General features: G+C 71.4%; 18 protein-coding genes. 2 read left to right on the top strand and 16 right to left on the bottom strand.

Annotation, left to right across the window (positions count from 1 at the left end):
- Nucleotides 1–14: 14 nt before the first annotated feature.
- Together ACZ62B_RS10520 and ACZ62B_RS10515 are read right to left on the bottom strand one after the other, a co-directional pair.
- The gene (locus ACZ62B_RS10520) at nt 15–2,801 is read right to left on the bottom strand and encodes a lipopolysaccharide biosynthesis protein (protein ID WP_469689850.1); all 2,787 of its coding nucleotides are present in this window, start codon (nt 2,799–2,801) and stop codon (nt 15–17) included.
- A complete protein-coding gene (locus ACZ62B_RS10515; RefSeq protein WP_468881897.1) occupies nt 2,798–4,075 on the bottom strand; it encodes a DegT/DnrJ/EryC1/StrS family aminotransferase in 1,278 nt (425 codons plus the stop codon). Before ACZ62B_RS10515 ends, ACZ62B_RS10520 begins: the two co-directional genes overlap by 4 nt.
- Before the next feature lie 244 nt (nt 4,076–4,319).
- On the opposite strand from ACZ62B_RS10515, the gene fahA reads away from it, so the two are divergent.
- Complete coding sequence (gene fahA, locus ACZ62B_RS10510; RefSeq protein WP_344560973.1) at nt 4,320–5,534, top strand: fumarylacetoacetase; 1,215 nt, start codon at nt 4,320–4,322, stop codon at nt 5,532–5,534.
- Between the two features lie 169 nt (nt 5,535–5,703).
- Nucleotides 5,704–6,642, top strand: coding sequence for a M56 family metallopeptidase (locus tag ACZ62B_RS10505; protein WP_344560975.1), 939 nt, complete (start codon nt 5,704–5,706; stop codon nt 6,640–6,642).
- A 136-nt stretch (nt 6,643–6,778) separates the two neighbouring features.
- On the opposite strand, the gene recQ is transcribed toward ACZ62B_RS10505, so the two are convergent.
- The 14 genes from recQ to ACZ62B_RS10435 form a co-directional block, all read right to left on the bottom strand.
- On the bottom strand, nt 6,779–8,728 hold the full coding sequence (recQ, locus tag ACZ62B_RS10500) for a DNA helicase RecQ (RefSeq protein WP_469689845.1): 1,950 nt from the start codon (nt 8,726–8,728) through the stop codon (nt 6,779–6,781).
- Nucleotides 8,729–8,903: 175 nt separating this feature from the next.
- Nucleotides 8,904–10,553, bottom strand: coding sequence for an NADH-quinone oxidoreductase subunit NuoN (nuoN, locus tag ACZ62B_RS10495; protein ID WP_344560979.1), 1,650 nt, complete (start codon nt 10,551–10,553; stop codon nt 8,904–8,906).
- Entirely contained in the window at nt 10,550–12,121 is a 1,572-nt protein-coding gene (locus ACZ62B_RS10490) for an NADH-quinone oxidoreductase subunit M (protein WP_344560981.1), read from the bottom strand. The genes nuoN and ACZ62B_RS10490 overlap by 4 nt, the downstream gene beginning before the upstream one ends.
- A gap of 5 nt (nt 12,122–12,126) precedes the next feature.
- Nucleotides 12,127–14,091 carry an NADH-quinone oxidoreductase subunit L gene (gene nuoL, locus ACZ62B_RS10485; protein WP_469689843.1) on the bottom strand — a complete coding sequence of 655 codons (1,965 nt, stop codon included), beginning with the start codon at nt 14,089–14,091 and terminating at the stop codon, nt 12,127–12,129.
- A gap of 14 nt (nt 14,092–14,105) precedes the next feature.
- On the bottom strand, nt 14,106–14,405 hold the full coding sequence (nuoK, locus tag ACZ62B_RS10480; protein ID WP_004927567.1) for an NADH-quinone oxidoreductase subunit NuoK: 300 nt from the start codon (nt 14,403–14,405) through the stop codon (nt 14,106–14,108).
- Complete coding sequence (locus ACZ62B_RS10475) at nt 14,402–15,244, bottom strand: NADH-quinone oxidoreductase subunit J (RefSeq protein ID WP_344560985.1); 843 nt, start codon at nt 15,242–15,244, stop codon at nt 14,402–14,404. The genes nuoK and ACZ62B_RS10475 overlap by 4 nt, the downstream gene beginning before the upstream one ends.
- Nucleotides 15,241–15,882 carry an NADH-quinone oxidoreductase subunit NuoI gene (gene nuoI / locus ACZ62B_RS10470; RefSeq protein ID WP_344560987.1) on the bottom strand — a complete coding sequence of 214 codons (642 nt, stop codon included), beginning with the start codon at nt 15,880–15,882 and terminating at the stop codon, nt 15,241–15,243. Before nuoI ends, ACZ62B_RS10475 begins: the two co-directional genes overlap by 4 nt.
- A complete protein-coding gene (gene nuoH / locus ACZ62B_RS10465; RefSeq protein WP_344560989.1) occupies nt 15,875–17,251 on the bottom strand; it encodes an NADH-quinone oxidoreductase subunit NuoH in 1,377 nt (458 codons plus the stop codon). Before nuoH ends, nuoI begins: the two co-directional genes overlap by 8 nt.
- Nucleotides 17,248–19,752: an NADH-quinone oxidoreductase subunit G gene (locus ACZ62B_RS10460; RefSeq protein WP_344560991.1), complete on the bottom strand. Its 2,505-nt coding sequence runs from the start codon at nt 19,750–19,752 to the stop codon at nt 17,248–17,250. The genes nuoH and ACZ62B_RS10460 overlap by 4 nt, the downstream gene beginning before the upstream one ends.
- Complete coding sequence (gene nuoF, locus ACZ62B_RS10455; RefSeq protein WP_382052899.1) at nt 19,749–21,098, bottom strand: NADH-quinone oxidoreductase subunit NuoF; 1,350 nt, start codon at nt 21,096–21,098, stop codon at nt 19,749–19,751. The genes ACZ62B_RS10460 and nuoF overlap by 4 nt, the downstream gene beginning before the upstream one ends.
- Nucleotides 21,098–21,967 (bottom strand): NADH-quinone oxidoreductase subunit NuoE, encoded by an 870-nt coding sequence (gene nuoE / locus ACZ62B_RS10450; RefSeq protein ID WP_344560997.1) that lies wholly within the window; start codon nt 21,965–21,967, stop codon nt 21,098–21,100. The genes nuoF and nuoE overlap by 1 nt, the downstream gene beginning before the upstream one ends.
- Nucleotides 21,964–23,286, bottom strand: coding sequence for an NADH-quinone oxidoreductase subunit D (locus ACZ62B_RS10445; protein ID WP_344560999.1), 1,323 nt, complete (start codon nt 23,284–23,286; stop codon nt 21,964–21,966). The genes nuoE and ACZ62B_RS10445 overlap by 4 nt, the downstream gene beginning before the upstream one ends.
- Nucleotides 23,283–24,026 (bottom strand): NADH-quinone oxidoreductase subunit C, encoded by a 744-nt coding sequence (locus ACZ62B_RS10440; protein ID WP_344561001.1) that lies wholly within the window; start codon nt 24,024–24,026, stop codon nt 23,283–23,285. Before ACZ62B_RS10440 ends, ACZ62B_RS10445 begins: the two co-directional genes overlap by 4 nt.
- Nucleotides 24,023–24,577, bottom strand: coding sequence for a NuoB/complex I 20 kDa subunit family protein (locus ACZ62B_RS10435; protein WP_010041554.1), 555 nt, complete (start codon nt 24,575–24,577; stop codon nt 24,023–24,025). Before ACZ62B_RS10435 ends, ACZ62B_RS10440 begins: the two co-directional genes overlap by 4 nt.
- Between the last annotated feature and the right edge of the window lie 6 nt (nt 24,578–24,583).

Raw genomic sequence — 24,583 nt, 5'->3', positions numbered from 1 at the left:
GTCCGTCCGGCCGCTCAGTGGCCGGACGGGCCGTTCCGTCCGTCGCGGAGCGCGAGCCGTGCCGCCGCGCGGCTGAGCAGCAACAGCCCGAGGAGCGCGACCAGCAGGGGCGGCGCGACCGGTGCGAGCGCCTCCCGGAACACCCAGCCGGCCACCCCGACGAGATACAGCACGCCCCAGCGGACCGGCCACGTCAGCCGCCCGCCCGCGCGTGCGAGCAGCAGCCACAGCGGTACGAGGCACAGCAGCTGGAACACCGAGGGGGCCCACCGCAGCACGGCACCGGGTCCGTCGAGCCCCACCGCCTCCGCGAGGGAGCGGGCCGCGTCGGCGTACAGCGCCCCGTCCACCGGCTCGGGCCGCCACCCGAGGGCGACGGGCGTGATGTGCAGGGCGAGCAGGGCGGAGGTCAGTGAGAGGCCGGAGAGCCAGGGGACCGGCCGTCCGGGCAGGGTCACCGAGGCGACGAAGACGAGGAGCAGCACTCCTCCCGCGGCCGACGCGGACAACGGGAGGTCCTCCAGTGTCCGACGCCCCGTGAACTCGCCCGCGCCGTCGGACCAGGGAAGCCCGCGTACCGAGAACCAGAAGGCGAGGGCCGCGAGCGCCAGCAGGGCCCAGAGGGCCCCGACGACCCGCCGGCCGGGGTCGGTGCCGGGTACCGGTGGCCCGGCGGGGTCCGGGCGGCCGGTCCACGTCGGGGTGCCGGGGGGTGCCTCGCCGGTCCGCGTCGGGGTGCCGGGGGGTGCCTCGCCAGTCCGCGTCGAAGTGCCGGGAGGCACCCCGTCGACCCGCGTCGGGGTACCGGCGGATGCCTCGCCGGTCCGCGTCGAAGTGCCGGGAGGCACCTCGTCGACCCGCGTCGGGGTACCGGCGGATGCCTCGTCGACCCGCGTCGAAGTGCCGGGGGGTGCCTCGTCGGCCCACGCAGAGGTACCGGCGGATGCCTCACCGGCCCACGGCGCCCCGCTCGCCTCCGTCGGTGCCCGTCTCTCCCACGAGGCCACGGCCGGGGGCGCGCCGGCACCCCTCACGGGCGGAGGGGGCTGCTCCTCGCCGGCGTCCGGCCCCTCGTCGTCGGGCCTCCCGCTGTGGTCCGACGTCGCGGCTCCCACCGGGTCCTCGTCCCGGTCCGGCTCCCCCCGCGCCGCCCACGGCTCGCCCGGCGCGTCCTTCCGGAGGCCGCTCCCCTCGTGAGGCGACCGCTCCTCGCCGCCGGCGTCGTCCCCGTCCCCCCGCCCGTCCGGGGCCGGCGGCCGCACGATGAACGCCACCGTGTCCGCCTGGAGGGCCTCCCGTTCGTAGCCGGGGCGGCCGATGAACAGCGTGACGGTCTCCTCGTCGTCCTCGTCGCCCTCGTGGCCCTCCGCGTCCTTGTGCTCGTACGCCGCCCGGCGTGCCCAGTTCGTGCCGTACCCGGCGGTGGCGTTGAGCCGGGCCCAGCGCGTGCCGTAGTCGGGGACGGCGGCGGACCGCTCCACGGGTCCGCCGGTCTTCTCGCGCAGCGCGGCGCGCAGCCCGAACACCGAGACGGCCGCGATCAGCGTCATGCTGATCAGCACCGCCCATCCGGCCCCGGCGATCCCCGCCGGGGTGAACAGCACGGCCGCGCTGCCCAGCACCAGCGCGCACATCGCGCCCTGGAGCGCGGCGAGCACACCGGTGCGCCCCTGCACCCGCAGCACCCCGATGTACAGCTCCACGACCACCCGGGGCAGCGCGCCGAGCGCGAGCAGCCGCAGCACGGTCGAACCGTGCTCGGCGTAGTCCGCGTCGAACGGCGTGAGGATCTGGGGCGCGAAGACGACCAGCACCGCGACCACCGGCACCAGCAGCAGCGTCATCCGGCGCAGCGCCCCGCGCACGCCGTCGGCGAGCTGCCGCGGATCGTGCGAGGCGTGGGCGGTGAGCGACGAGGCCATGTTGATGGCCATGAACTCCATCGTTCCGCCGACGGTGTACGCCACGTAGAAGTAGCCGTTCTCCGCCGCGCTGAAGCGGACCGCGACCATCACGGGCAGCAGATTGATCATGGCGAGGCTGAACAGCGCGCCGAGCGAGTCGCCGGCCAGGAAGCGGCCCATGGAGCGCAGGCCGGGCGGTTCCACGTCGTGGTCGGCGGCGGCCTGGCGCGGGATGAGCCGGCGGAAGACCAGCCAGCCGAGCGGCAGGGTGGAGAACGCGATGGCCACGGCCCAGGACACGAAGATGCCCAGCACGGGCAGCGTGCTCGCGAAGACGGCCAGCAGGACCAGTTTCCCGACGGAGAACACCGCGTTCCCGGCCGGCACCCACTCGGCCTTGCGCAGCCCCGTGAGCACGCCGTCCTGGAGGGTGAGCAGCGCCCACGCCACGCACGCCGCGACGAACAGCGCCCCGGCCAGCGGTGTGCCGAGGGGGGCGTAGGAGGGGCCCCACTGGTCGAGCGTGAGCAGGAAGACGCCCGCGGCCAGGGTGACGACCATCGAACTCGCCAGGTACACGCCCCACACCAGGCGTCCGGTCTCGCGGCCGGCCCGCGGTACGAAGCGGACCACGGCGCCGATCATCGTGGTCGCGGTGATGCTGGCGAGCAGCCGCATCGCGGCGATCGCGGCGGAGCCCTGGCCGACGGCGTCCTCGGAGTAGTAGCGGGCGGCCACGAGCCAGAATCCCAGGCCGAGGACGGCGGACACGCCCGTGCTGAGCATCAGGAAGTAGGCGTTCTTGAACAGGGAGTCGGAGCCGGACGGGCCCCCGGCGGGCCGGGACCCGCCGTCGGCGCGCGCCGCGGCGGGCTCGTGCACCTGGGTGTCGGTCACGGGCCGGCCCCAGCCCCGTCGGCCGATGTCCCCGGCTCATCGGCCGGTGCCCCCGGCCGTGTCAGGTCCTCCGGCGGTTCGGCCGGCCGCACGCCGGACCGCTCCAGCGCGTCGACGGCCTCCCCCGCCCGCAGCGGGTCGACCGGCAGCGCGTGCCGCGCGAACCAGCGGGCCGCCTCCGGCGCGGGCGACGGGTCCGTGAAGGCCTTCCCCGCGTAGTCGTCGAGGGGCGGGTCGTAGAGGTAGCCGACGACGATCCCGCGCCGGGCCAGTGCCGCGATCGCCGCGTCCCGGTCCGCCACCAGCAGCGGCACCCGGAACAGCGGCTGCGCCCGGCTCCCCTCCCCCGGCCGGGCCCACCGGGTCGACAGCAGCAGTTCGGTGCCGTCCCGGCAGGCCTGGAGCACCTCGTCCAGCCGTCCGAGCCTGCGCCGGATCCGCCGCAGCCGCAGCGGTCCTGACCGCAGGCGGTAGGTGTGCATGTCGACGCGGACCCAGGGGTCGTGCGCGGTCAGGTCCGGGGCCGCGCCGGCGGCCTCGGCCAGGGCGTTTGGACGCAGCGGCATCCTGATCCCGTCGCGCTCCGTCAGCCCCAGCAGTCCCAGCGCCGCCCAGGCGGCCCGCCGCAGCCCCAGCCCCCGTACGGCGGCCTCGGCGTACGGCCGTAAGGCATAGGCGAGTTCGGACGCCGCCCTGGGCGGGGCGAGCAGCTCGTCGCAGCCGGCCCGCATCGCCTCGGCCAGGCTCGGGTCGGCGAGCGCGAGCATGCCGCCCGCCTGGGCCCCGGCATGCTTGGAAAGGCTGAAAACGGAGGCCTCGCCCCAGGCCCCGACCGGCCGCCCGCCGACCTCGCTGCCGATCGCGTGCGCCCCGTCCTCCAGCAGCGGGATGCCCAACGCGTCGCAACGTGCCCGCAGTTCCGGTGCCGGGTCCGGGTTGCCGTACAGATTCGTCGTCAGTACGGCGGACAGCGAGCCCCATGTCCCCTCGGGCACGGCGTCGATGTCGATGGACCCGTCGAACGGGTTCAACGGCGCCTGCACCGGCCGCAGTCCCGCCGCCAGCACCACGAAGAAGATGACGTCGTCGTTGACCGGCGACATCAGCACCCTGCCGCCCGGCGGGCACCAGTGGCGCAACGCCACGAACAGCCCGAACCTGCATGACGGCACGTACACGCATTCCCGGCCGAGCCGGCCGCGCATGGTCTCTTCCAGCCGCTTCGACTGCGATCCCGAGCGCGCCGAGCGCGGTCCGGCCTCCCCAATGGCCATCCGCCCCCCAGTGTGCCTTCGGAAACGCCCCCTCCCCGAGGCCTTCCGGCACCCGCCCAGAGTCGCCCCGTTCGCACCGCTCCGTCAAGATTGCCTCCCCTCCTGTGGATAACTTCCGGTACGCAAGGGAAAGCGGGGGGCGCCACCACGTCGGCTCTGCCCAAGACCGCCGTGTCACCCGTAACGTGTGGCACGACCACGGACACGTGGAGCACCCGCGCACACGAAAGCGAGGCAGCACCCGATGCCCCCCTTCGATGTCCCCGAGGGCGATCCCTTCGGCCCGCACAACCTGCCGTACGGCGTCTTCTCGCCCCCCGGCTCGTCGGAGCGGACCGTGGGCGTCCGGCTCGGCGACCATGTCCTCGACGCCGGCGCGGCGGCGCACGCCCTGGGCTCGCCGTACGCCTCCCTGCTCGCCCGCCCGACCCTCAACCCGCTGCTGGCGGCGGGCCGCACGGCCTGGTCGGACGTGCGGCGGGCGCTCACGGCGTGGGTGACCGTCCCGGCGCACCGGGAGACCGTCGAGCCGCTGTTCCACCCGCTGTCCGAGGTGACCCTGCACCTCCCCTTCGAGGTCGCGGACTACGTCGACTTCTACGCCTCCGAGAACCACGCCCGGAACGTCGGCCGGATGTTCCGCCCCGACGCCGCCGACTCCCTGACCCCCAACTGGAAGCACCTGCCGATCGGCTACCACGGCCGCGCCGGCACGGTCGTGGTGTCCGGCACCGACGTCGTACGCCCCTCGGGCCAGCGCAAGGCGCCCACGGACGCCGCCCCGGTCTTCGGGCCGTCCGTCCGGCTGGACATCGAGGCCGAGGTCGGCTTCGTGGTCGGCGTGCCGTCCGAGCTGGGCCGGCCGGTGCCGCTCGGTGACTTCCGCGACCACGTCTTCGGCCTCTGCCTCCTCAACGACTGGTCCGCCCGCGACGTCCAGGCCTGGGAGTACGTCCCCCTCGGCCCGTTCCTCGGCAAGTCCTTCACCACCTCGGTGTCGGCCTGGATCACCCCGCTGGACGCCCTGGACGAGGCCCGCGTCGCGCCGCCGGAGCGCACGCACGAACTGCTGCCCTACCTGGACGACGCGGCCGAGGAACCCGGCGGCTACGACCTGCGGATCACCGTCACCGTCAACGGCCATGTCGTCTCCGAGCCCCCCTTCTCCACCATGTACTGGACGGCCGCCCAGCAGCTCGCCCACATGACCGTCAACGGCGCCTCCCTGCGCACCGGCGACCTGTACGGTTCCGGCACGGTGAGCGGCCCCGCCGAGCGGGAACGCGGGTCGCTGCTGGAACTGACCTGGAACGGCCGTGATCCCCTCGAACTCCCCGACGGCAAGCGGACGTTCCTGGAGGACGGTGACGTGGTGACGCTCTCGGCCTGGGCGCCGGGCCCGGACGGCGTCCGCGTGGGCCTCGGCGAGGTCACGGGACGGGTGGTCCCCGCCGTGTGACCCGTCCGGCCCTTACCGATCTTCGATGCCCCCTGACTCACACCGCCCTTCGCCGTCATACTTGGCGTCGGGCGGTGTGTGCGTTCGCGCCGCGCCCCCTTGGTACTTCCCGCACGCCCCCAGCACGACCCGAAGCCGCCTTCTTCCGACAGGATCCGGAGCCCGTGGCATGACCGTCTGCCTGCTCCTGCTGAGCGTTGTCGCCGTGACGGCCGCCGTGCCCGTCCCCCGGGCGCTGACCCGTGCGAAGTGGCCGGAACGGGAACCGGTGGTCGCCCTGTGGGTGTGGCAGTGCCTGGTCGCCACCGTCCTGCTGTGCTGCGTCACGGCGCTCGCCCTGGGCGCCGCCGCCGTCTTCGGCACCGTCCGCGCCCAGCTCTTCGCCCCGGCCCCGCCCGCGGTCACCGCGGCGTACGACCTGTCCGCCGCCTCGCCCTGGACCATCGCCCTCACCGTGCTGCTGGCATCCGGGGCGGCCTGGACGACGGCCATGCTCGGGCGCGAACTGTTCGAGGCACGTCGCCGGCGTGCCCGTTCCCGGGCGCATCTGCGGGAACGGGCCCCCGACCTGCCCGCCGGACTGCCCGCGGCCCGCGGTCCCCTGCTGGTGCTGGAGGACGAGTACCCCGACGCCTGGTGGATGCCGGGCAGCCCGCCCCAGCTCATCGTCACCACCGGCGCCCTGCAACGCCTCACCGACCACCAGCTCGACGCCGTCCTCACTCACGAGCGGGGCCACGCCCGCGCCCGCCACGACTGGCTGCTGCACCTGTCCACCGCGCTGGCCACCGGCTTCCCCCGTATCCCGCTGTTCGCGCACTTCTGCGACCAGACCCACCGCCTGGTCGAACTGTCCGCCGACGACACGGCCTCCCGCCGCTGCGGCCACCTGACCACGGCGCTGGCGCTGATCGAGCTCAACCAGCACCGGGGCGTCCTCTCCTGCGCCTCCAGCCACCGCCTCCTCGGCGAACGCGTCGACCGCCTCCTGGAACCCCCGCCCCGCCTGGACCGCCACCACCGCGCCCTGACCACGGCCGCGGCCGCCCTGGTCCCCCTGCTCCCCCTCCTGATCACCTTCGCACCGGGCCTGACGGCGTTGCCCTGACGCGAACTGCGGGCAGTCGTGCCTCCCCCAGTGCCTCAAGGGCCTGGGAGGTACCCCCAGCGGCACGGGTGGGCGCACCGGCACTCCGTGAACGCCGGGCTGCGCAGCACCCCCGCCCAGCCCGGCCACGCGGCGCTCATGTCCAGTCGGGCTCCGGCTCGGCGTCCGCGTCGGGCCAGTCGTCCGGGCCGCCGGGTTCCTCGGACCCGGCACCGGCACCGGAGTCCCCCGGCGCCGTCAGCCCGCCCAGCACGGCCACCACCCCCTCCCCGTACGTCGCCAGCTTCTTCTCCCCCACCCCGCTGATGCCGCCGAGCTCGGTCACCGACGTGGGCCACACCGTGGCGATCTCCCGCAGCGTGGCGTCGTGGAAGATGACGTAGGCCGGGACGCCCTGTTCGCGAGCCTGCTCGGCACGCCAAGCGCGCAGCGCCTCGAACGCGGGGACGAGCTCCGAGGGCAGCTCGGCAGCGGCGGCCTTGGCCTTGCGCTCCCCCCGCCCCGAACCCGAGCCACCCGACCGGGAGGCCACCGGCTTCTTCGGCTCCTTGCGCAGCGGCACCTCCCGCTCCCGCCGCAGCACCGCCCCGCTCGCCTCGGTCAGCACCAGCGTGCCGTACTCCCCCTCGACGGCGAGCAGCCCCTGGGCGAGCAACTGGCGCACCACGCCCCGCCATTCCGCCTCGGTCAGCTCCTCGCCGATGCCGAACACGGAGAGCTGGTCGTGGTCGAACTGGATGACCTTGGCCGTGCGCCGCCCCAGCAGGATGTCGACGATCTGCACCGCGCCGAACTTCTGCCCGCGCTCCCGCTGCAACCGCACCACCGTGGACAGCACCTTCTGCGCCGCGACGGTCCCGTCCCAGGTCTCCGGCGGGGTGAGGCAGGTGTCGCAGTTGCCGCAGCCCGCCGGGTCGGGGTCCTGCCCGAAGTAGGCGAGGAGCCGGCCGCGCCGGCACTGGACGGTCTCGCACAGGCCGAGCATCGCGTCCAGGTGCTGACCCGCCCGCCGCCGGAACGCCTCGTCGCCCTCACCGGACTGGATCAGCTTGCGCTGCTGTACGACGTCGTTGAGCCCGTACGCCATCCAGGCCGTGGACGGCAGCCCGTCGCGCCCCGCGCGGCCCGTCTCCTGGTAGTAGCCCTCGACGGACTTGGGCAGGTCGAGGTGGGCGACGAAGCGGACGTCCGGCTTGTCGATGCCCATGCCGAACGCGATGGTCGCCACCACGACCAGGCCCTCCTCCCGCAGGAACCGCGCCTGGTGCGCGGCGCGCGTCCCCGCGTCGAGGCCCGCGTGGTACGGCACCGCCTCGACGCCGTTGCGGGAGAGGAACTCGGCGGTCTTCTCCACCGAGTTGCGCGACAGGCAGTAGACGATGCCCGCGTCCCCGGCGTGCTCCCCGCGCAGGAAGCTCAGCAGCTGCTTCTTGGGGTCCGCCTTGGGCACGATCCGGTACTGGATGTTGGGCCGGTCGAAGCTCGCCACGAAGTGCCGGGCGTCCGGCATGCCGAGACGCTCGGTGATCTCCCGGTGCGTGGCGTGCGTGGCCGTCGCCGTGAGCGCGATGCGGGGCACGTCCGGCCACCTCTGGCCGAGCAGCGACAGCATGAGGTAGTCCGGCCGGAAGTCGTGCCCCCACTGGGACACGCAGTGCGCCTCGTCGATCGCGAAGACGGAGATCTTGCCGCGCGACAGCAGGTCCTGGGTGCTGTCCAGCCGCAGCCGCTCCGGTGCGAGGTACAGCAGGTCCAGCTCGCCGGCGAGGAACTCCGCCTCGACGACGCGCCGCTCGTCGAAGTCCTGCGTGGAGTTCATGAACCCGGCCCGCACGCCCAGCGCCCGCAGTGCGTCCACCTGGTCCTGCATCAGCGCGATGAGCGGGGAGACGACGACTCCCGTACCCGGCCTGACCAGGGCCGGAATCTGGTAGCAGAGCGACTTTCCGCCACCGGTCGGCATGAGCACGACGGCGTCGCCGCCCGTGATCACGTGCTCGATGACCGCTTCCTGCTCACCACGGAAGGCGTCGTACCCGAACACCCGGTGCAGCGCGGCCAGCGCCTCGCTCTCCGTCACTGCCATCCCGCCACTACCGCCCGTCACCGTGCCCCCGTAAGCCGTCCCTCGACCACTGCCTCCACGATAGGGGTCCGCACCGACAGCCCCGAAGTTATCCACAGACCGCTCACCCGACGACTTCGGCCCGGCACCCCCCGAAGGGTGCCGGGCCGAAGTCGACGTGCCGGTGAGGGCCGTGTCAGCGCACGAACACTCCCGCGTCCCCCGCCAGCTCCAGGAAGTACTGGGGTGCGACGCCCAGCACCACCGTGACGGCCACGCCGACCCCGATCGCCGTCATCGTCAGCGGTGACGGCACCGCGACGGTCGGGCCCTCGGGGCGCGGCTCGCTGAAGAACATCAGGACGATCACGCGGATGTAGAAGAACGCCGCGATGGCCGACGCGATCACACCGACCACGACCAGCGGGGCCGCCCCGCCCTCCGCCGCCGCCTTGAACACGGCGAACTTCCCGGCGAAGCCGGAGGTCAGCGGGATGCCCGCGAAGGCCAGCAGGAACACCGCGAACACCGCCGCCACCAGCGGGGAGCGACGGCCGAGCCCCGCCCACTTCGACAGGTGCGTCGCCTCGCCGCCGGCGTCCCTCACCAGCGTGACCACCGCGAACGCGCCGATCGTCACGAACGAGTACGCCGCCAGGTAGAAGAGGACGGACGAGATGCCCGACGGCGTGGTCGCGATGACACCCGCGAGGATGAAGCCCGCGTGCGAGATCGCCGAGTACGCCAGCAGCCGCTTGATGTCGGTCTGGGTGATCGCCACGATCGCGCCGACCAGCATGGTGACGATGGCGACGGCCCACATGACCGGCCGCCAGTCCCAGCGCAGGCCCGGCAGCACGACGTACAGGATCCGCAGCAGCGCGCCGAACGCGGCCACCTTGGTCGCCGCCGCCATGAAACCGGTCACCGGCGTCGGGGCGCCCTGGTACACGTCGGGCGTCCACATGTGGAAGGGGACGGCGCCGACCTTGAACAGCAGGCCCATGACCAGCAGCGCGGCGCCGACCAGCAGCAGCGCGTCGTTGCCCATGGTGTCGGCGAGCGCCGGGGTGACCTCCGGGACGGTGCCGTCGACGACCTGCGCGATCGTGGCGTACGACATCGAGCCCGAGTAGCCGTACAGCAGCGCGATGCCGAACAGCGTGAACGCGGAGGCGAACGCGCCGAGCAGGAAGTACTTGACCGCCGCCTCCTGCGACATCAGCCGCTTGCGGCGGGCCAGCGCGCACATCAGGTACAGCGGGAGCGAGAGGACTTCCAGCGCCACGAACAGCGTCAGCAGGTCGTTGGCCGCCGGGAAGACCAGCATGCCGGCGACCGCGAAGAGCAGCAGCGGGAACACCTCGGTGGTGGTGAAGCCGGCCTTGACCGCCTTCTTCTCGCTGTCACTGCCTGGTACGGACGCGGCCTGCGCGGCGAAGGAGTCCACCCGGTTGCCGTGCGCCTCCGGGTCGAGCCGGCGCTCGGCGAAGGTGAACAGGCCGACCAGGGCCGTCAGCAGGATCGTGCCCTGGAGGAACAGGGCCGGCCCGTCGACGGCGATGGCGCCCATCGCCGCGATGCCCGCCTTGGTCGTGCCGTAGCCGTCCGCGGCGAGCGCCACGACCGCGGCGAAGGCGGCGACGAGCGCGACCGCGGCGACGAACATCTGCGCGTAGTAGCGGGTCCTGCGCGGTACGAACGCCTCGACCAGCACCCCGACGATCGCCGCGCCGACGACGATCAGGGTGGGCGCGAGCTGCCCGTATTCGATCTTCGGCGCGTCGATCTTCGAGATCGGGTCGGCCGCCGTTGTCCACAGGCTGTGGACGGCTGTTGCGCTCACTTGGCCGCCTCCACCTCGGGCCGGGGGTCCTTCTTCTCAACATCGGACATGGTGTGCTTCACCGCCGGGTTCACGACGTCCGTGACGGGCTTCGGGTAGACGCCCAGGAAGACCAGCAGCACGACCAGCGGCGCCACCACCGCGATCTCCCGCACCCGCAGGTCGGGCATCGCGGAGACCTCGGGTTTCACCGGGCCGGTCATCGTCCGCTGGTACAGGACGAGGGTGTAGAGCGCGGCGAGGACGATGCCGAAGGTGGCGATGATGCCGATCACCGGGTAGCGCGTGAACGTGCCGACCAGGACCAGGAACTCACTGACGAAGGGCGCGAGCCCGGGCAGCGAGAGGGTCGCGAGCCCGCCGATCAGGAAGGTGCCGGCGAGCACCGGGGCCACCTTCTGCACACCGCCGAAGTCGGCGATGAGCCGGGAGCCGCGCCGCGAGATCAGGAATCCGGCGATCAGCATCAGCACGGCGGTCGAGATGCCGTGGTTGACCATGTAGAGCGTCGCCCCGGACTGGCCCTGGCTGGTCATCGCGAAGATGCCCATGATGATGAAGCCGAAGTGCGAGATCGACGCGTACGCGATCAGCCGCTTGATGTCGCGCTGGCCGACCGCGAGCAGCGCGCCGTAGATGATGCTGATGACCGCCAGGACGAGGACGGCGGGCGTCGCCCACTTGCTGGCCTCCGGGAACAGCCCGAGGCAGAAGCGGAGCATCGCGAAGGTGCCCACCTTGTCGACGACCGCCGTGATCAGCACGGCCACCGGGGCGGTGGACTCCTGCATGGCGTTGGGCAGCCAGGTGTGCAGCGGCCACAGCGGCGCCTTCACCGCGAAGGCGAAGAAGAAGCCGAGGAACAGCCAGCGCTCGGTGTTCGTCGCCATGTCCAGCGAGCCGTTGGCCCGCGCCTCGGCGATCTCGGTGAGCGAGAAGTTCCCGGCGACCACGTACAGCCCGATCACCGCGGCCAGCATGATCAGACCGCCGGCCAGGTTGTAGAGGAGGAACTTGACCGCCGCGTACGACCGTTGTGTCGCCGCCGTCTCCTCGCCGTGCTCGTGGGCACGGTCCCCGAAGCCGCCGATGAGGAAGTACAGCGGGATGAGCATGGCTTCGAAGAAGATGTAGAAGAGGAAGACGTCGGTGGCCTCGAAGGAGAGGATCACCATCGCCTCGACGGCCAGGATCAGGGCGAAGAAGCCCTGCGTCGGCCGCCACCTCTTGCTACCGGTCTCCAGCGGGTCGGCGTCGTGCCAGCCCGCGAGGACGATGAACGGGATCAGCAGGGCGGTCAGCGCGATCAGCGCCACCGCGATGCCGTCCACGCCCAGTTCGTACCGCACGCCGAAGTCCGCGATCCAGGCGTGGGACTCGGTGAGCTGGTAGCGGTCGCCGTCCGGGTCGAACCGCACCAGGACGACGATCGCCAGGACGAGTGTGGCGAGCGAGAACAGCAGGGCCAGCCACTTGGCGGCCGTGCGCTTCGCGGCCGGTACGGCGGCCGTGGCGATCGCCCCGATGGCCGGGAGCGCCGCCGTCGCCGTCAGCAGAGGAAAGGACATCGGTATCAGACCGCCCTCATCAGCAGGGTCGCGGCGACGAGGACCGCCGCGCCGCCGAACATCGAGACCGCGTAGGACCGCGCGAAGCCGTTCTGCAGCCTGCGCATCCGCCCGGACAGGCCGCCCATGGAGGCCGCCGTGCCGTTGACGACCCCGTCGACCAGGGTGTGGTCGACGTACACCAGCGAGCGGGTGAGGTGCTCACCGCCGCGGACCAGGACCACGTGGTTGAAGTCGTCCTGGAGCAGGTCGCGCCGGGCGGCCCGGGTGAGCAGCGACCCGCGCGGGGCGACGGCCGGCACCGGACGGCGCCCGTACTGGGCCCAGGCGACCGCCACACCGATGACCATCACGGCGATCGTGGCGGCGGTCACCGTCATGGCGCTGATCGGCGCGTGACCGTGGTCGTGGCCGGTGATGGGCTCCAGCCAGTGCATGAAGCGGTCGCCGATGCTGAAGAAGGCACCGCCCGCGACCGACCCGACGGCCAGCACGATCATCGGGATCGTCATGATCTTCGGGGACTCGTGCGGGTGCGGCGGCGTGTACGCGCCGCGCGTCTCGGCGGCGGGCTCCACGTCCGGCTCGGCCGGGGACGGCGTCGGGGCGTTGCGCCAGCGCTCCTCGCCGAAGAACGTCATCAGCATCACGCGCGTCATGTAGTACGCGGTGATGGCCGCGCCCAGCAGGGCGCAGGCTCCGAGGATCCAGCCCTCGGTGCCGCCCTTGGCGAAGGCGGACTCGATGATCTTGTCCTTGGAGAAGAAGCCGGACAGGCCCGGGAAGCCGATGATGGCGAGGTAGCCGAGGCCGAAGGTGACGAACGTGACCGGCATGTACGTGCGCAGTCCGCCGTAGCGCCGCATGTCGACCTCGTCGTTCATGCCGTGCATCACGGAGCCGGCGCCGAGGAACAGCCCGGCCTTGAAGAAGCCGTGCGTCACCAGGTGCATGATCGCGAAGACGTAGCCGATGGGGCCGAGGCCCGCGGCGAGCACCATGTAGCCGATCTGCGACATGGTCGAGCCGGCCAGCGCCTTCTTGATGTCGTCCTTCGCGCAACCGACGATCGCACCGAACAGCAGCGTGACCGCGCCGACGATGGTGACGACCAGTTGCGCGTCCGGGGCGCCGTTGAAGACGGCCGCGGAGCGGACGATCAGGTACACGCCCGCCGTCACCATGGTCGCGGCGTGGATCAGGGCCGAGACGGGGGTCGGGCCCTCCATCGCGTCCCCGAGCCAGGACTGCAGCGGCACCTGGGCGGACTTGCCGCAGGCGGCGAGCAGCAGCATCAGCGCGATCGCGGTGAGCTTGCCCTCACCGGCCTGCCCGGCGAGACCGGGCTCCTCCAGGGTGCCGAGCACCGGCCCGAAGGCGAAGGTGCCGAACCACAGGAACATCAGCATGATCGCGATGGACAGGCCCATGTCACCGACGCGGTTGACCAGGAAGGCCTTCTTCGCCGCCGTCGCCGCGCTGGGCTTGTGCTGCCAGAAGCCGATCAGCAGGTAGGAGGCGAGACCGACGCCCTCCCAGCCGACGTACAGCAGCAGGTAGTTGTCGGCGAGGACGAGGATCAGCATCGCCGCGAGGAACAGGTTCAGATAGCCGAAGAAGCGGCGGCGCCGCTCGTCGTGCTCCATGTACCCGACGGAGTACAGGTGGATCAGCGAGCCGACGCCGGTGATCAGCAGGACGAACGTCATCGACAGCTGGTCGAGCCGGAAGGCGACGTCGGCCTGGAAGCCCTCCACCGGGATCCAGCTGAACAGGTGCTGCGTGACGGTGCGCTCCTCGGCGCCCTTGCCCAGCAGATTGGTGAACAGCACCAGGCCGAGCACGAAGGAGACGGCCGCGAGCAGCGTGCCGATCCAGTGGCCGACGGCGTCAAGACGGCGTCCGCCGCACAGCAGGACCGCCGCTCCGAGCAGGGGCGCCGCCACCAGCAGCGCAATCAGGTTCTCCACGATTCAGCAGCCCCTCACAGCTTCATCAGGCTGGCGTCGTCGACCGAGGCCGAGTGGCGGGAACGGAACAGGGACACGATGATCGCCAGCCCGACCACGACCTCCGCGGCGGCGACGACCATCGTGAAGAACGCGATGATCTGGCCGTCGAGGTTGCCGTGCATCCGGGAGAAGGCGACGAACGCGAGGTTGCAGGCGTTGAGCATGAGCTCGACGCACATGAACACGACGATCGCGTTGCGCCTGATCAGTACGCCGGTGGCGCCGATCGTGAACAGCAGCGCGGCCAGGTACAGGTAGTTCACGGGGTTCACTTCGACGCCTCCTCGGCCCGCTTGAAGGTCGGCGCGTCGATCGCGGTGCGCTCCAGGCGCTCCTCCGCGCGCTGCTCCATCGCCCGCAGGTCGTTGATCGCCTCCTGCGACACGTCACGGATCTGGCCGCGCTCCCGCAGCGTCTTGCTGACGGTGAGGTCCGACGGGGTGCCGTCGGGCAGCAGGCCCGCGATGTCCACGGCGTTGTGCCGGGCGTACACACCGGGTGCCGGCAGCGGCGGCAGGTACTTGCCCTCGCGCACGCGCTGTTCGGCCAGCTCCCGCTGCGTCTTGGCGCGCTCGGTGCGCTCCCGGTGGGTGAGCACCATGGCGCCGACGGCGGCTGTGATGAGCAGGGCTCCGGTGATCTCGAAGGCGAAGACGTACTTGGTGAAGAGGAGGGCCGCGAGGCCCTCCACGTTGCCGCCCGCGTTCGCCTCGCCGATGCCGTTGAACTCGCTGAGCGAGGCGTTCCCGATCCCGCCGACCAGCAGGACGCCGAAGCCGAGCCCGCACAGCAGGGCCAGCCAGCGCTGGCCCTTGATGGTCTCCTTCAGGGAGTCCGCCGCGGTGACGCCGACGAGCATCACCACGAACAGGAACAGCATCATGATCGCGCCGGTGTAGACGATGATCTGGACGACGCCCAGGAAGTAGGCGCCGTTGGCCAGGTAGAACACCGCCAGGATGATCATGGTGCCGGCGAGGCAGAGCGCGCTGTGCACGGCCCGCCGCATGAAGACGGTGCACAGGGCGCCGATCACGGCGACCGTGCCGAGGACCCAGAACTGGAAGGCCTCTCCGGTGGAGGTGGAGTAGGCGGCGAGCTGCCCGGTCATCGCCCGATCACCTTCTCCGACGCCGGTTCCTCCGGGCCGAAGGTCGAGGCGGCCTCCTGCACGACCTCGCCCTTGGAGTGGGCGACCTGCTGCTCCGTACCGGGCGCGGCCTCGGTCACCAGGCCCCGGTAGTAGTCCTGTTCGTCGGTGCCCGGGTACATGGCGTGCGGGGAGTCGACCATGCCCTCCTCCAGACCGGCGAGCAGCTGCTCCTTGGTGTAGATGAGGTTGGCGCGGCTGGAGTCCGCCAGCTCGAACTCGTTGGTCATCGTCAGCGCGCGCGTGGGGCACGCCTCGATGCACAGCCCGCACAGGATGCAGCGGGCGTAGTTGATCTGGTAGACGCGGCCGTACCGCTCGCCGGGCGAGTAGCGCTCCTCGTCGGTGTTGTCCGCGCCCTCGACGTAGATCGCGTCGGCGGGACAGGCCCAGGCGCACAGCTCGCAGCCGACGCACTTCTCCAGGCCGTCCGGATGGCGGTTGAGCTGGTGCCGTCCGTGGAAACGCGGAGCGGTGGTCTTCTGCTGCTCCGGGTACTGCTCGGTCAGCCGCTTCTTGAACATGGCCTTGAAGGTCACGCCGAAGCCGGCCACGGGGTTCAGGAAACCGGGCTTGGTCTCCTTGGGCTCCTCAGCCATCGGACGCCTCCTTTCCATCCGTGGATCCGACCGGAGATCCGTCACTCTGAGTATCGGGGGCACCACTGACAATCAGCTCCCGCTCCCGGCGCGGGCGGCGTCGCGGCACCGGCGGCGACTCCTGTCCCGGCAGCGGCGGTACGGGGAATCCGCCGCCCATGGGGTCGAAGGCGGGCGGACCCTCGGCGGGCCGGCCCGCCTCCTCCCCCTTGCCGCGGAACAGGTCCGCGACGAAGGACAGCAGCAGGAGGGCGAGGACGGCACCGCCGATGTAGAGGGCGATGTCGGCGAAGTCGTAGTTCTCGTTCCGCAGCGCCCGCACGGTGGCGACGAGCATCAGCCACACCAGGGAGACCGGGATGAGGACCTTCCAGCCGAGCTTCATCAGCTGGTCGTAGCGCACGCGCGGGAGCGTGCCGCGCAGCCACACGAAGCCGAACAGCAGGGAAAGGAGCTTGCCGGTGAACCAGAGCATCGGCCACCAGCCGTGGTTCGCGCCCTCCCAGAAGGTGCTGATCGGCCACGGGGCCCGCCAGCCGCCCAGGAACAGGGTCACGGCGACGGCCGAGACGGTCACCATGTTGATGTACTCGGCGAGCATGAACATCGCGAACTTGATCGACGAGTACTCGGTGTTGAAACCGCCGACCAGGTCGCCCTCGGACTCGGGCATGTCGAACGGGGCGCGGTTGGTCTCGCCGACCATCGTCACGATGTAGATGAGGAAGGAGACCGGCAGCAGCAGGACGTACCAGCGGTCGGTCTGCGCCTCGACGATCGTCGACGTCGACATCGACCCCGAGTACAGGAACACGGAGGCGAACGCGGCGCCCATGGCGATCTCGTACGAGATCATCTGCGCGCAGGAGCGCAGGCCGCCGAGGAGCGGATAGGTGGAGCCGGAACTCCAGCCCGCCAGGACGATGCCGTAGATGCCGACCGAGGCGACCGCGAGGATGTACAGCAACGCGATCGGCAGGTCGGTGAGCTGCATGGTGGTGCGGTGGCCGAAGACCGAGACCTCGTTGCCGGCCGGGCCGAAGGGGATCACCGCGAACGCCATGAAGGCGGGGATCGCCGCGACGATCGGCGCGAGGACGTACACCGCCTTGTCCGCGCGTTTGACGACGACGTCTTCCTTGAGCATCAGCTTCACGCCGTCGGCGAGCGACTGGAGCATGCCCCAGGGGCCGTGCCGGTTGGGGCCGATGCGCAACTGCATCCAGGCGACGACCTTGCGCTCCATGACGATGGAGATCAGCACGGTCACCATCAGGAAGGCGAAGCAGAACACCGCCTTGACGACGATCAGCCACCAGGGGTCGGTGCCGAACATCGAGAGGTCTTCAGCGGCGAGGTACGGGCTCATGCCTCCACCTCCTCGGTGGCCTCGTCGGCGGACGTCGCCGGGCCGATACGGACGAGTGAGCCGGGCAGTGCCCCGGTGCCGGAGGCGACGCCGCCGCCGACGGAGTTCAGCGGGAGCCACACCACGCGGTCGGGCATCTCGGTGACGGCCAGCGGCAGCCGGACCGTTCCGGCGGTGCCGGTCACCGCGAGCAGGTCGCCGTCCTTGACGCCGGCCTCGGCGGCCGTGGCGGCCGACACGCGCGCGCAGGCGGCGTGCCGGGTGCCGGCGAGCGCCTCGTCGCCGAGTTGCAGGAGCCCGTGGTCGAGCAGCAGCCGGTGCCCGGCGAGCACGGCCTCCCCGGCGGCCGGCCGGGGCAGCGCGCCCGCGGTCTCCAGCGGGTCGGTGGCCCGGGGGCCGTCCCAGGCGCCGAGCCGGTCGAGCTCCGCGCGGATGGTGCGCAGGTCCGGCAGTCCCAGGTGGACGTCCATGGCGTCGGCCAGCATCTGCAGCACGCGCGCGTCGGTGGGCGCGAGCCGCCGAGTCATCTGGTCGGGCTTGAGCGCCGCCTCGAACATGCGGACCCTGCCTTCCCAGTTGAGGAAGGTGCCGGTCTTCTCCGCGACCGCGGCGACCGGCAGGACGACGTCGGCGAGTGCGGTGACCTCGCTGGGCCGCAGCTCCAGCGACACCACGAACCCGGCCTCGGCGAGCGCGGCACGCGCGCGTGCCGGGTCGGGCAGGTCGGCGACCTCCACGCCCGCGACCAGCAGCGCCTGGAGCTCACCGCGGGCCGCCGCCTCGACGATCTGCCCGGTGTCGCGGCCGTAGCGGTGCGGCAGTTCGGCGATGCCCCACGCGGCGGCGATCTCCTCACGTGCGCGCGGGTCGGTCGACGGGCGGCCGCCGGGCAGCAGCGCCGGCAGCGCGCCCGCCTCCACGGCGCCCCGCTCCCCGGCCCGGCGCGGGATCCACACCAGCCGGGCGCCGGTGGCGGCGGCGAACCGGACGGCCGCGGTCAGGCCGCCCCGTACGGCCGCCAGCCGCTCGCCGACGACGACGACCGCGCCCTCGCCCCGCAGCGCCTCGGCGGCCCCGGCCCCGTCGCCCTGCAGGCCGACGCCGCCGGCCAGGGCGTCCAGCCACTCGGTCTCGGTGCCGGGGGCCGCCGGCAGCAGCGTGCCGCCGGCCTTCTCCAGCCCGCGCGTGGCGTGCGTGGCCAGGGCGAACGTCTTCTGCCCGTGCTTGCGCCAGGCCTTGCGCAGCCGCAGGAAGACGCCGGGCGCCTCCTCCTCGGACTCGAACCCGACCAGCAGAACCGCGGGCGCCTTCTCCAGGTGCGTGTACGTGACGCCCGTACCGTCGAGGTCACGGCCGCGGCCCGCCACCCGCGCGGCGAGGAAGTCGGCCTCCTCGGCACTGTGCACGCGCGCGCGGAAGTCGATGTCGTTGGTGGCGAGCGCCACCCGCGCGAACTTGCTGTACGCGTAGGCGTCCTCGACGGTGAGCCGGCCGCCGGTCAGGACACCGGTGCGACCGCGCGAGGCCAGCAGTCCCTGTGCCGCGATCCGCAGCGCGTCCGGCCAGGACGCCGGCTCCAGCTCACCCTCAGGGTTGCGCACCAGCGGCGTGTCGAGGCGGTCCCGCAGCTGCGCGTACCGGAACCCGAAGCGCCCCTTGTCGCACATCCACTCCTCGTTGACCTCGGGGTCGTACGCGGCGAGCCGCCGCATGACCTTGCCGCGCCGGTGGTCGGTGCGGGTGGCGCAGCCGCCGGAGCAGTGCTCGCACACCGACGGCGACGAGATCAGGTCGAAGGGACGGGAGCGGAACCGGTACGCCGCCGAGGTGAGCGCGCCGACCGGGCAGATCTGGATGGTGTTGCCGGAGAAGTACGACTCGAAGGGGTCGCCCTCGCCGGTGCCGACCTGCTGGAGCGCGCCCCGCTCGATCAGTTCGATCATCGGGTCGCCGGCGACCTGGTTGGAGAACCGGGTGCAGCGGGCGCACAGCACGCACCGCTCGCGGTCGAGCAGCACCTGCGTGGAGATCGGGACGGGCTTCTCGTAGGTGCGCTTCTTGCCCTCGAAGCGGGACTCGGCCTGGCCGTGCGACATGGCCTGGTTCTGCAGCGGGCACTCGCCGCCCTTGTCGCAGACCGGGCAGTCCAGCGGGTGGTTGATGAGCAGCAGCTCCATCACACCCTTCTGGGCCTTCTCCGCGACCGGCGAGGAGAGCTGGGTCTTCACCACCATCCCGTCGGTGCAGGTGATGGTGCAGGACGCCATGGGCTTGCGCTGGCCCTCGACCTCGACGATGCACTGGCGGCAGGCGCCCGCCGGGTCCAGGAGCGGGTGGTCGCAGAACCGGGGGATCTCGATGCCGAGCTGCTCGGCGGCCCGGATGACCAGGGTGCCCTTGGGCACGCTGATCTCGGCGCCGTCGATGGTCAGCGTCACGAGGTCCTCGGGCGGGACCGCCGCCTCTCCTCCTCCGGAGGGAGCGCTCGTGGTCACGGTCATGCGTTCACCTCCGTACGGTGGTCGGCCCAGGCCGTCGACCTGGCCGGGTCGAAGGGGCAGCCGCGGCCCGTGATGTGCTGCTCGTACTCCTCGCGGAAGTACTTGAGCGAGGAGAAGATCGGCGAGGCGGCGCCGTCGCCGAGGGCGCAGAAGGACTTGCCGTTGATGTTGTCGGCGATGTCGTTCAGCTTGTCGAGGTCGGCCATCTGCCCCTTGCCGGCCTCGATGTCCCGCATCAGCTGGACCAGCCAGTACGTGCCCTCGCGGCAGGGCGTGCACTTGCCGCAGGACTCGTGGGCGTAGAACTCGGTCCAGCGGGTGACGGCGCGGACGACGCAGGTCGTCTCGTCGAAGCACTGCAGGGCTTTCGTGCCGAGCATGGAACCCGCGGCGCCCACCCCTTCGTAGTCGAGGGGGACGTCGAGGTGCTCGTCGGTGAACATCGGCGTCGAGGAGCCGCCCGGCGTCCAGAACTTCAGCCGGTGGCCCGGGCGCATCCCGCCGCTCATCTCCAGCAGCTGGCGCAGCGTGATGCCGAGGGGCGCCTCGTACTGTCCGGGGTTGGCGACGTGGCCGCTGAGGGAATAGAGGGTGAAGCCGGGGGACTTCTCGCTTCCCATCGAGCGGAACCATTCCTTGCCCCGGTTCATGATGGCGGGAACCGACGCGATCGACTCGACGTTGTTCACCACAGTCGGGCACGCATAGAGGCCCGCGACGGCAGGAAAGGGGGGACGGAGCCGCGGTTGACCCCGGCGGCCTTCGAGCGAGTCGAGCAGCGCGGTCTCCTCACCGCAGATGTACGCGCCCGCGCCCGCGTGCACGGTGAGTTCGAGGTCGAGTCCGCTGCCCAGGATGTTCTCGCCGAGGAAGCCGGCCGCGTGGGCCTCGCGCACGGCCTCGTGCAACCGCCGCAGAACGGGGACGACTTCACCACGCAGATAGATGAAGGCATGAGACGACCTGATGGCATGACAGGCGATGACGATGCCCTCGATGAGGCTGTGCGGGTTCGCGAAGAGGAGCGGAATGTCCTTGCACGTTCCGGGCTCCGACTCGTCGGCGTTGACAACCAGATAATGGGGTTTTCCATCCCCCTGGGGAATGAACTGCCATTTCATTCCCGTCGGGAAGCCGGCGCCGCCGCGCCCGCGCAGACCGGACTCCTTGACGTACGCGATGACGTCGTCCGGTGACATGGCGAGCGCCTTGCGGAGCCCCTCGTACCCCTCGTGCCTCTTGTAGACGTCCAGCGTCCAGGACTCGTCCTCGTCCCAGAAGGCCGACAGCACGGGTGCGAGCAGCTTCTCCGGGCTCATGTCCTTGAGTTCGGGTGCCAAGGTCATCACTCCCCCTCCTCGGCGACGGGACCCGACGGGTGGGCCGGGTCGGAGGCCGACGTGTCCTGCGGCGCGTCGTGCGAGCTGAGGTGCTCCGTCGGTGACGGCTCGTGCGGCGGGGTGTCCCGGGGCGCCTCACCGCGCGGGTGCACCACACGCGCGGGGGCGGCCTCCCCCTTGGCCAGCTTCAGGCCGATCAGGGAAGCGGGGCCCGCGCTGCCGGTGGCCTCGACGGCTCCCTCGCGCGTGTCGGGGAAGCCGGCCAGGATGCGGGCGGTCTCCTTGAAGGTGCACAGGGGCGCCCCGCGCGTGGGCTCGACCGGGCGGCCGGCGCGCAGGTCGTCGACCATGCGCTTGGCGCTCTCGGGGGTCTGGTTGTCGAAGAACTCCCAGTTCACCATCACCACGGGCGCGAAGTCGCAGGCCGCGTTGCACTCGATGTGCTCCAGGGTGACCTTGCCGTCGTCGGTGGTCTGGCCGTTGCCGACGCCAAGGTGCTCCTGGAGCTCCTCGAAGATCGCGTCACCGCCCATGACGGCGCACAGGGTGTTGGTGCACACCCCGACCTGGTAGTCACCGCTCGGCCGGCGCCGGTACATGGTGTAGAAGGTGGCGACCGCGGTCACCTCCGCGGTGGTCAGGTCCAGCATCTCCGCGCAGAACCGCATCCCGGTGCGCGTGACGTGGCCCTCCTCCGACTGCACGAGGTGCAGCAGCGGCAGGAGGGCGGACCGGGAGTCCGGGTAGCGGGCGATGACCTCGCGCGCGTCGGTCTCCAGCCGGGCCCGGACGTCGTCCGGGTAGGCGGGTGCGGGCAGTTCGGGCATGCCCAGGCTGACGCCCCGCTCGGACCGCTCCGAAGAAGAGGTGGTCACCGGTCGACGCCTCCCATCACGGGGTCGATGGACGCGACGGCGACGATGACGTCGGCGACCTGGCCGCCCTCGCACATCGCCGCCATGGCCTGCAGGTTGGTGAAGGACGGGTCGCGGAAGTGGACCCGGTAGGGGCGGGTGCCGCCGTCGGAGACGACATGCGCCCCGAGCTCGCCCTTGGGCGACTCGACCGCCGCGTACGCCTGTCCCGGCGGGACGCGGAAGCCCTCGGTGACCAGCTTGAAGTGGTGGATCAGGGCCTCCATGGAAGTGCCCATGATCTTCTTGATGTGGTCGAGGGAGTTGCCCAGTCCGTCCGGTCCCAGGGCGAGCTGGGCGGGCCAGGCGATCTTCTTGTCGGCGACCATGACCGGTCCGGGCTGGAGCCGGTCCAGGCACTGCTCGACGATGTGCAGCGACTGGCGCATCTCCTCCAGCCGGATCAGGAAGCGGCCGTAGGAGTCACAGGTGTCGGCGGTCGGGATCTCGAAGTCGTAGGTCTCGTATCCGCAGTACGGCTGTGCCTTGCGCAGGTCGTGCGGCAGGCCGGTGGAGCGCAGGATCGGGCCGGTGGCGCCCAGCGCCATGCAGCCGGCCAGGTCGAGGTAGCCGACGTCCTGCATGCGGGCCTTGAAGATGGGGTTCCCGGTGGCGAGCTTGTCGTACTCCGGGAGGTTCTTCCTCATCGTCTTCACGAACTCGCGGATCCGGTCCACCGCGCCGGGCGGCAGGTCCTGGGCGAGTCCGCCGGGGCGGATGTACGCGTGGTTCATCCGGAGCCCGGTGATGAGCTCGTAGAGGTCGAGAATGAGTTCACGATCACGGAACCCGTAGATCATGATCGTGGTGGCGCCGAGTTCCATGCCACCGGTGGCGATGCACACCAGGTGGGAGGAGAGCCGGTTCAGCTCCATCAGGAGCACCCGGATGACGGTGGCCCGGTCCGGGATCTGGTCCTCGATGCCGAGGAGCTTCTCGACGCCCAGGCAGTACGCCGTCTCGTTGAAGAACGACGTCAGGTAGTCCATGCGCGTCACGAACGTGGTGCCCTGGGTCCACGTGCGGTACTCGAGGTTCTTCTCGATGCCGGTGTGGAGGTAGCCGATGCCGCAGCGGGCCTCGGTGACCGTCTCGCCGTCGATCTCCAGGATCAGACGGAGCACTCCGTGGGTGGACGGGTGCTGCGGACCCATGTTGACGACGATGCGTTCGTCGTCGGCGCGGGCCGCGGTCTCGACGACCTCGTCCCAGTCTCCGCCGGTGACCGTGTACACGGTGCCCTCGGTGGTCTCCCGAGGTGAGGCGTGCGAAGTGCTCATGAGTACGACCTCCGCTGGTCCGGAGCCGGGATCTGGGCGCCCTTGTACTCGACGGGGATGCCGCCGAGGGGATAGTCCTTGCGCTGCGGATGGCCCTGCCAGTCGTCCGGCATCATGATCCGCGTGAGGGCCGGGTGACCGTCGAAGACGATGCCGTAGAAGTCGTACGTCTCGCGCTCGTGCCAGTCGTTCGTCGGATAGACGGAGAACAGCGACGGGATGTGCGGGTCGCTGTCGGGGGCGCTGACTTCGAGGCGGATCAGCCGGTTGTGGGTGATCGAGCGCAGGTGGTAGACGGCGTGCAGCTCGCGGCCCTTGTCGTTCGGGTAGTGCACGCCGCTGACGCCGGTGCACAGCTCGAAGCGCAGGGCGGGGTCGTCGCGCAGGGTCTTCGCGACCCGGACCAGGTGCTCGCGCTCGATGTGGAAGGTGAGTTCGCCGCGGTCGACGACCGTCTTCTCGATGGCGTTCTCCGGGAGCAGGTCCTGCTCCTCCAGGGCTCCCTCCAGCTCGTCGGCGACCTCGTCGAACCAGCCGCCGTAGGGGCGGGACGCCGGTCCCGGGAGCCGGACGGAGCGGACCAGTCCGCCGTAGCCGGAGGTGTCGCCGCCGCCCGCGGCGCCGAACATGCCGCGCTGGACGCGGATCTCCTCGCCGCCCTGGCCGCGCTGGCCGGGGAGGTTCTCGGCGGAGAGGTCCTTCTCGGGGTTGGTCCCGTTCGACCCGTTCGCGTCGCTCATCGCAGCAGCCCCTTCATCTCGATCGTGGGCAGGGCCTTGAGCGCCGCCTCCTCCGCCTCGCGGGCGGCTTCCTCGGCGTTCACGCCGAGCTTGGAGGTCTGGATCTTCTGGTGGAGCTTGAGGATGGCGTCCATCAGCATCTCGGGGCGGGGCGGGCAGCCGGGGAGATAGATGTCGACCGGGACGATGTGGTCGACGCCCTGCACGATCGCGTAGTTGTTGAACATGCCGCCCGAGGAGGCGCAGACCCCCATGGAGATCACCCACTTGGGGTTCGGCATCTGGTCGTAGACCTGCCGCAGCACCGGCGCCATCTTCTGGCTGACCCGCCCGGCGACGATCATGAGGTCCGCCTGCCGCGGTGAGCCGCGGAAGACCTCCATGCCGAAGCGCGCCAGGTCGTAGCGGCCGGCGCCGGTGGTCATCATCTCGATGGCACAGCAGGCGAGGCCGAACGTGGCGGGGAAGACGGACGACTTGCGCACCCAGCCCGCGGCCTGCTCGACGGTGGTCAGCAGGAATCCGCTCGGCAGCTTTTCTTCGAGTCCCATGACTAG

The sequence above is a fragment of the Streptomyces sp. NPDC053426 genome, assembly GCF_055585405.1.
The sequence above is the reverse complement of the archived record's forward strand: the minus strand, read 5'-3'. Positions and strand labels throughout refer to the sequence as shown.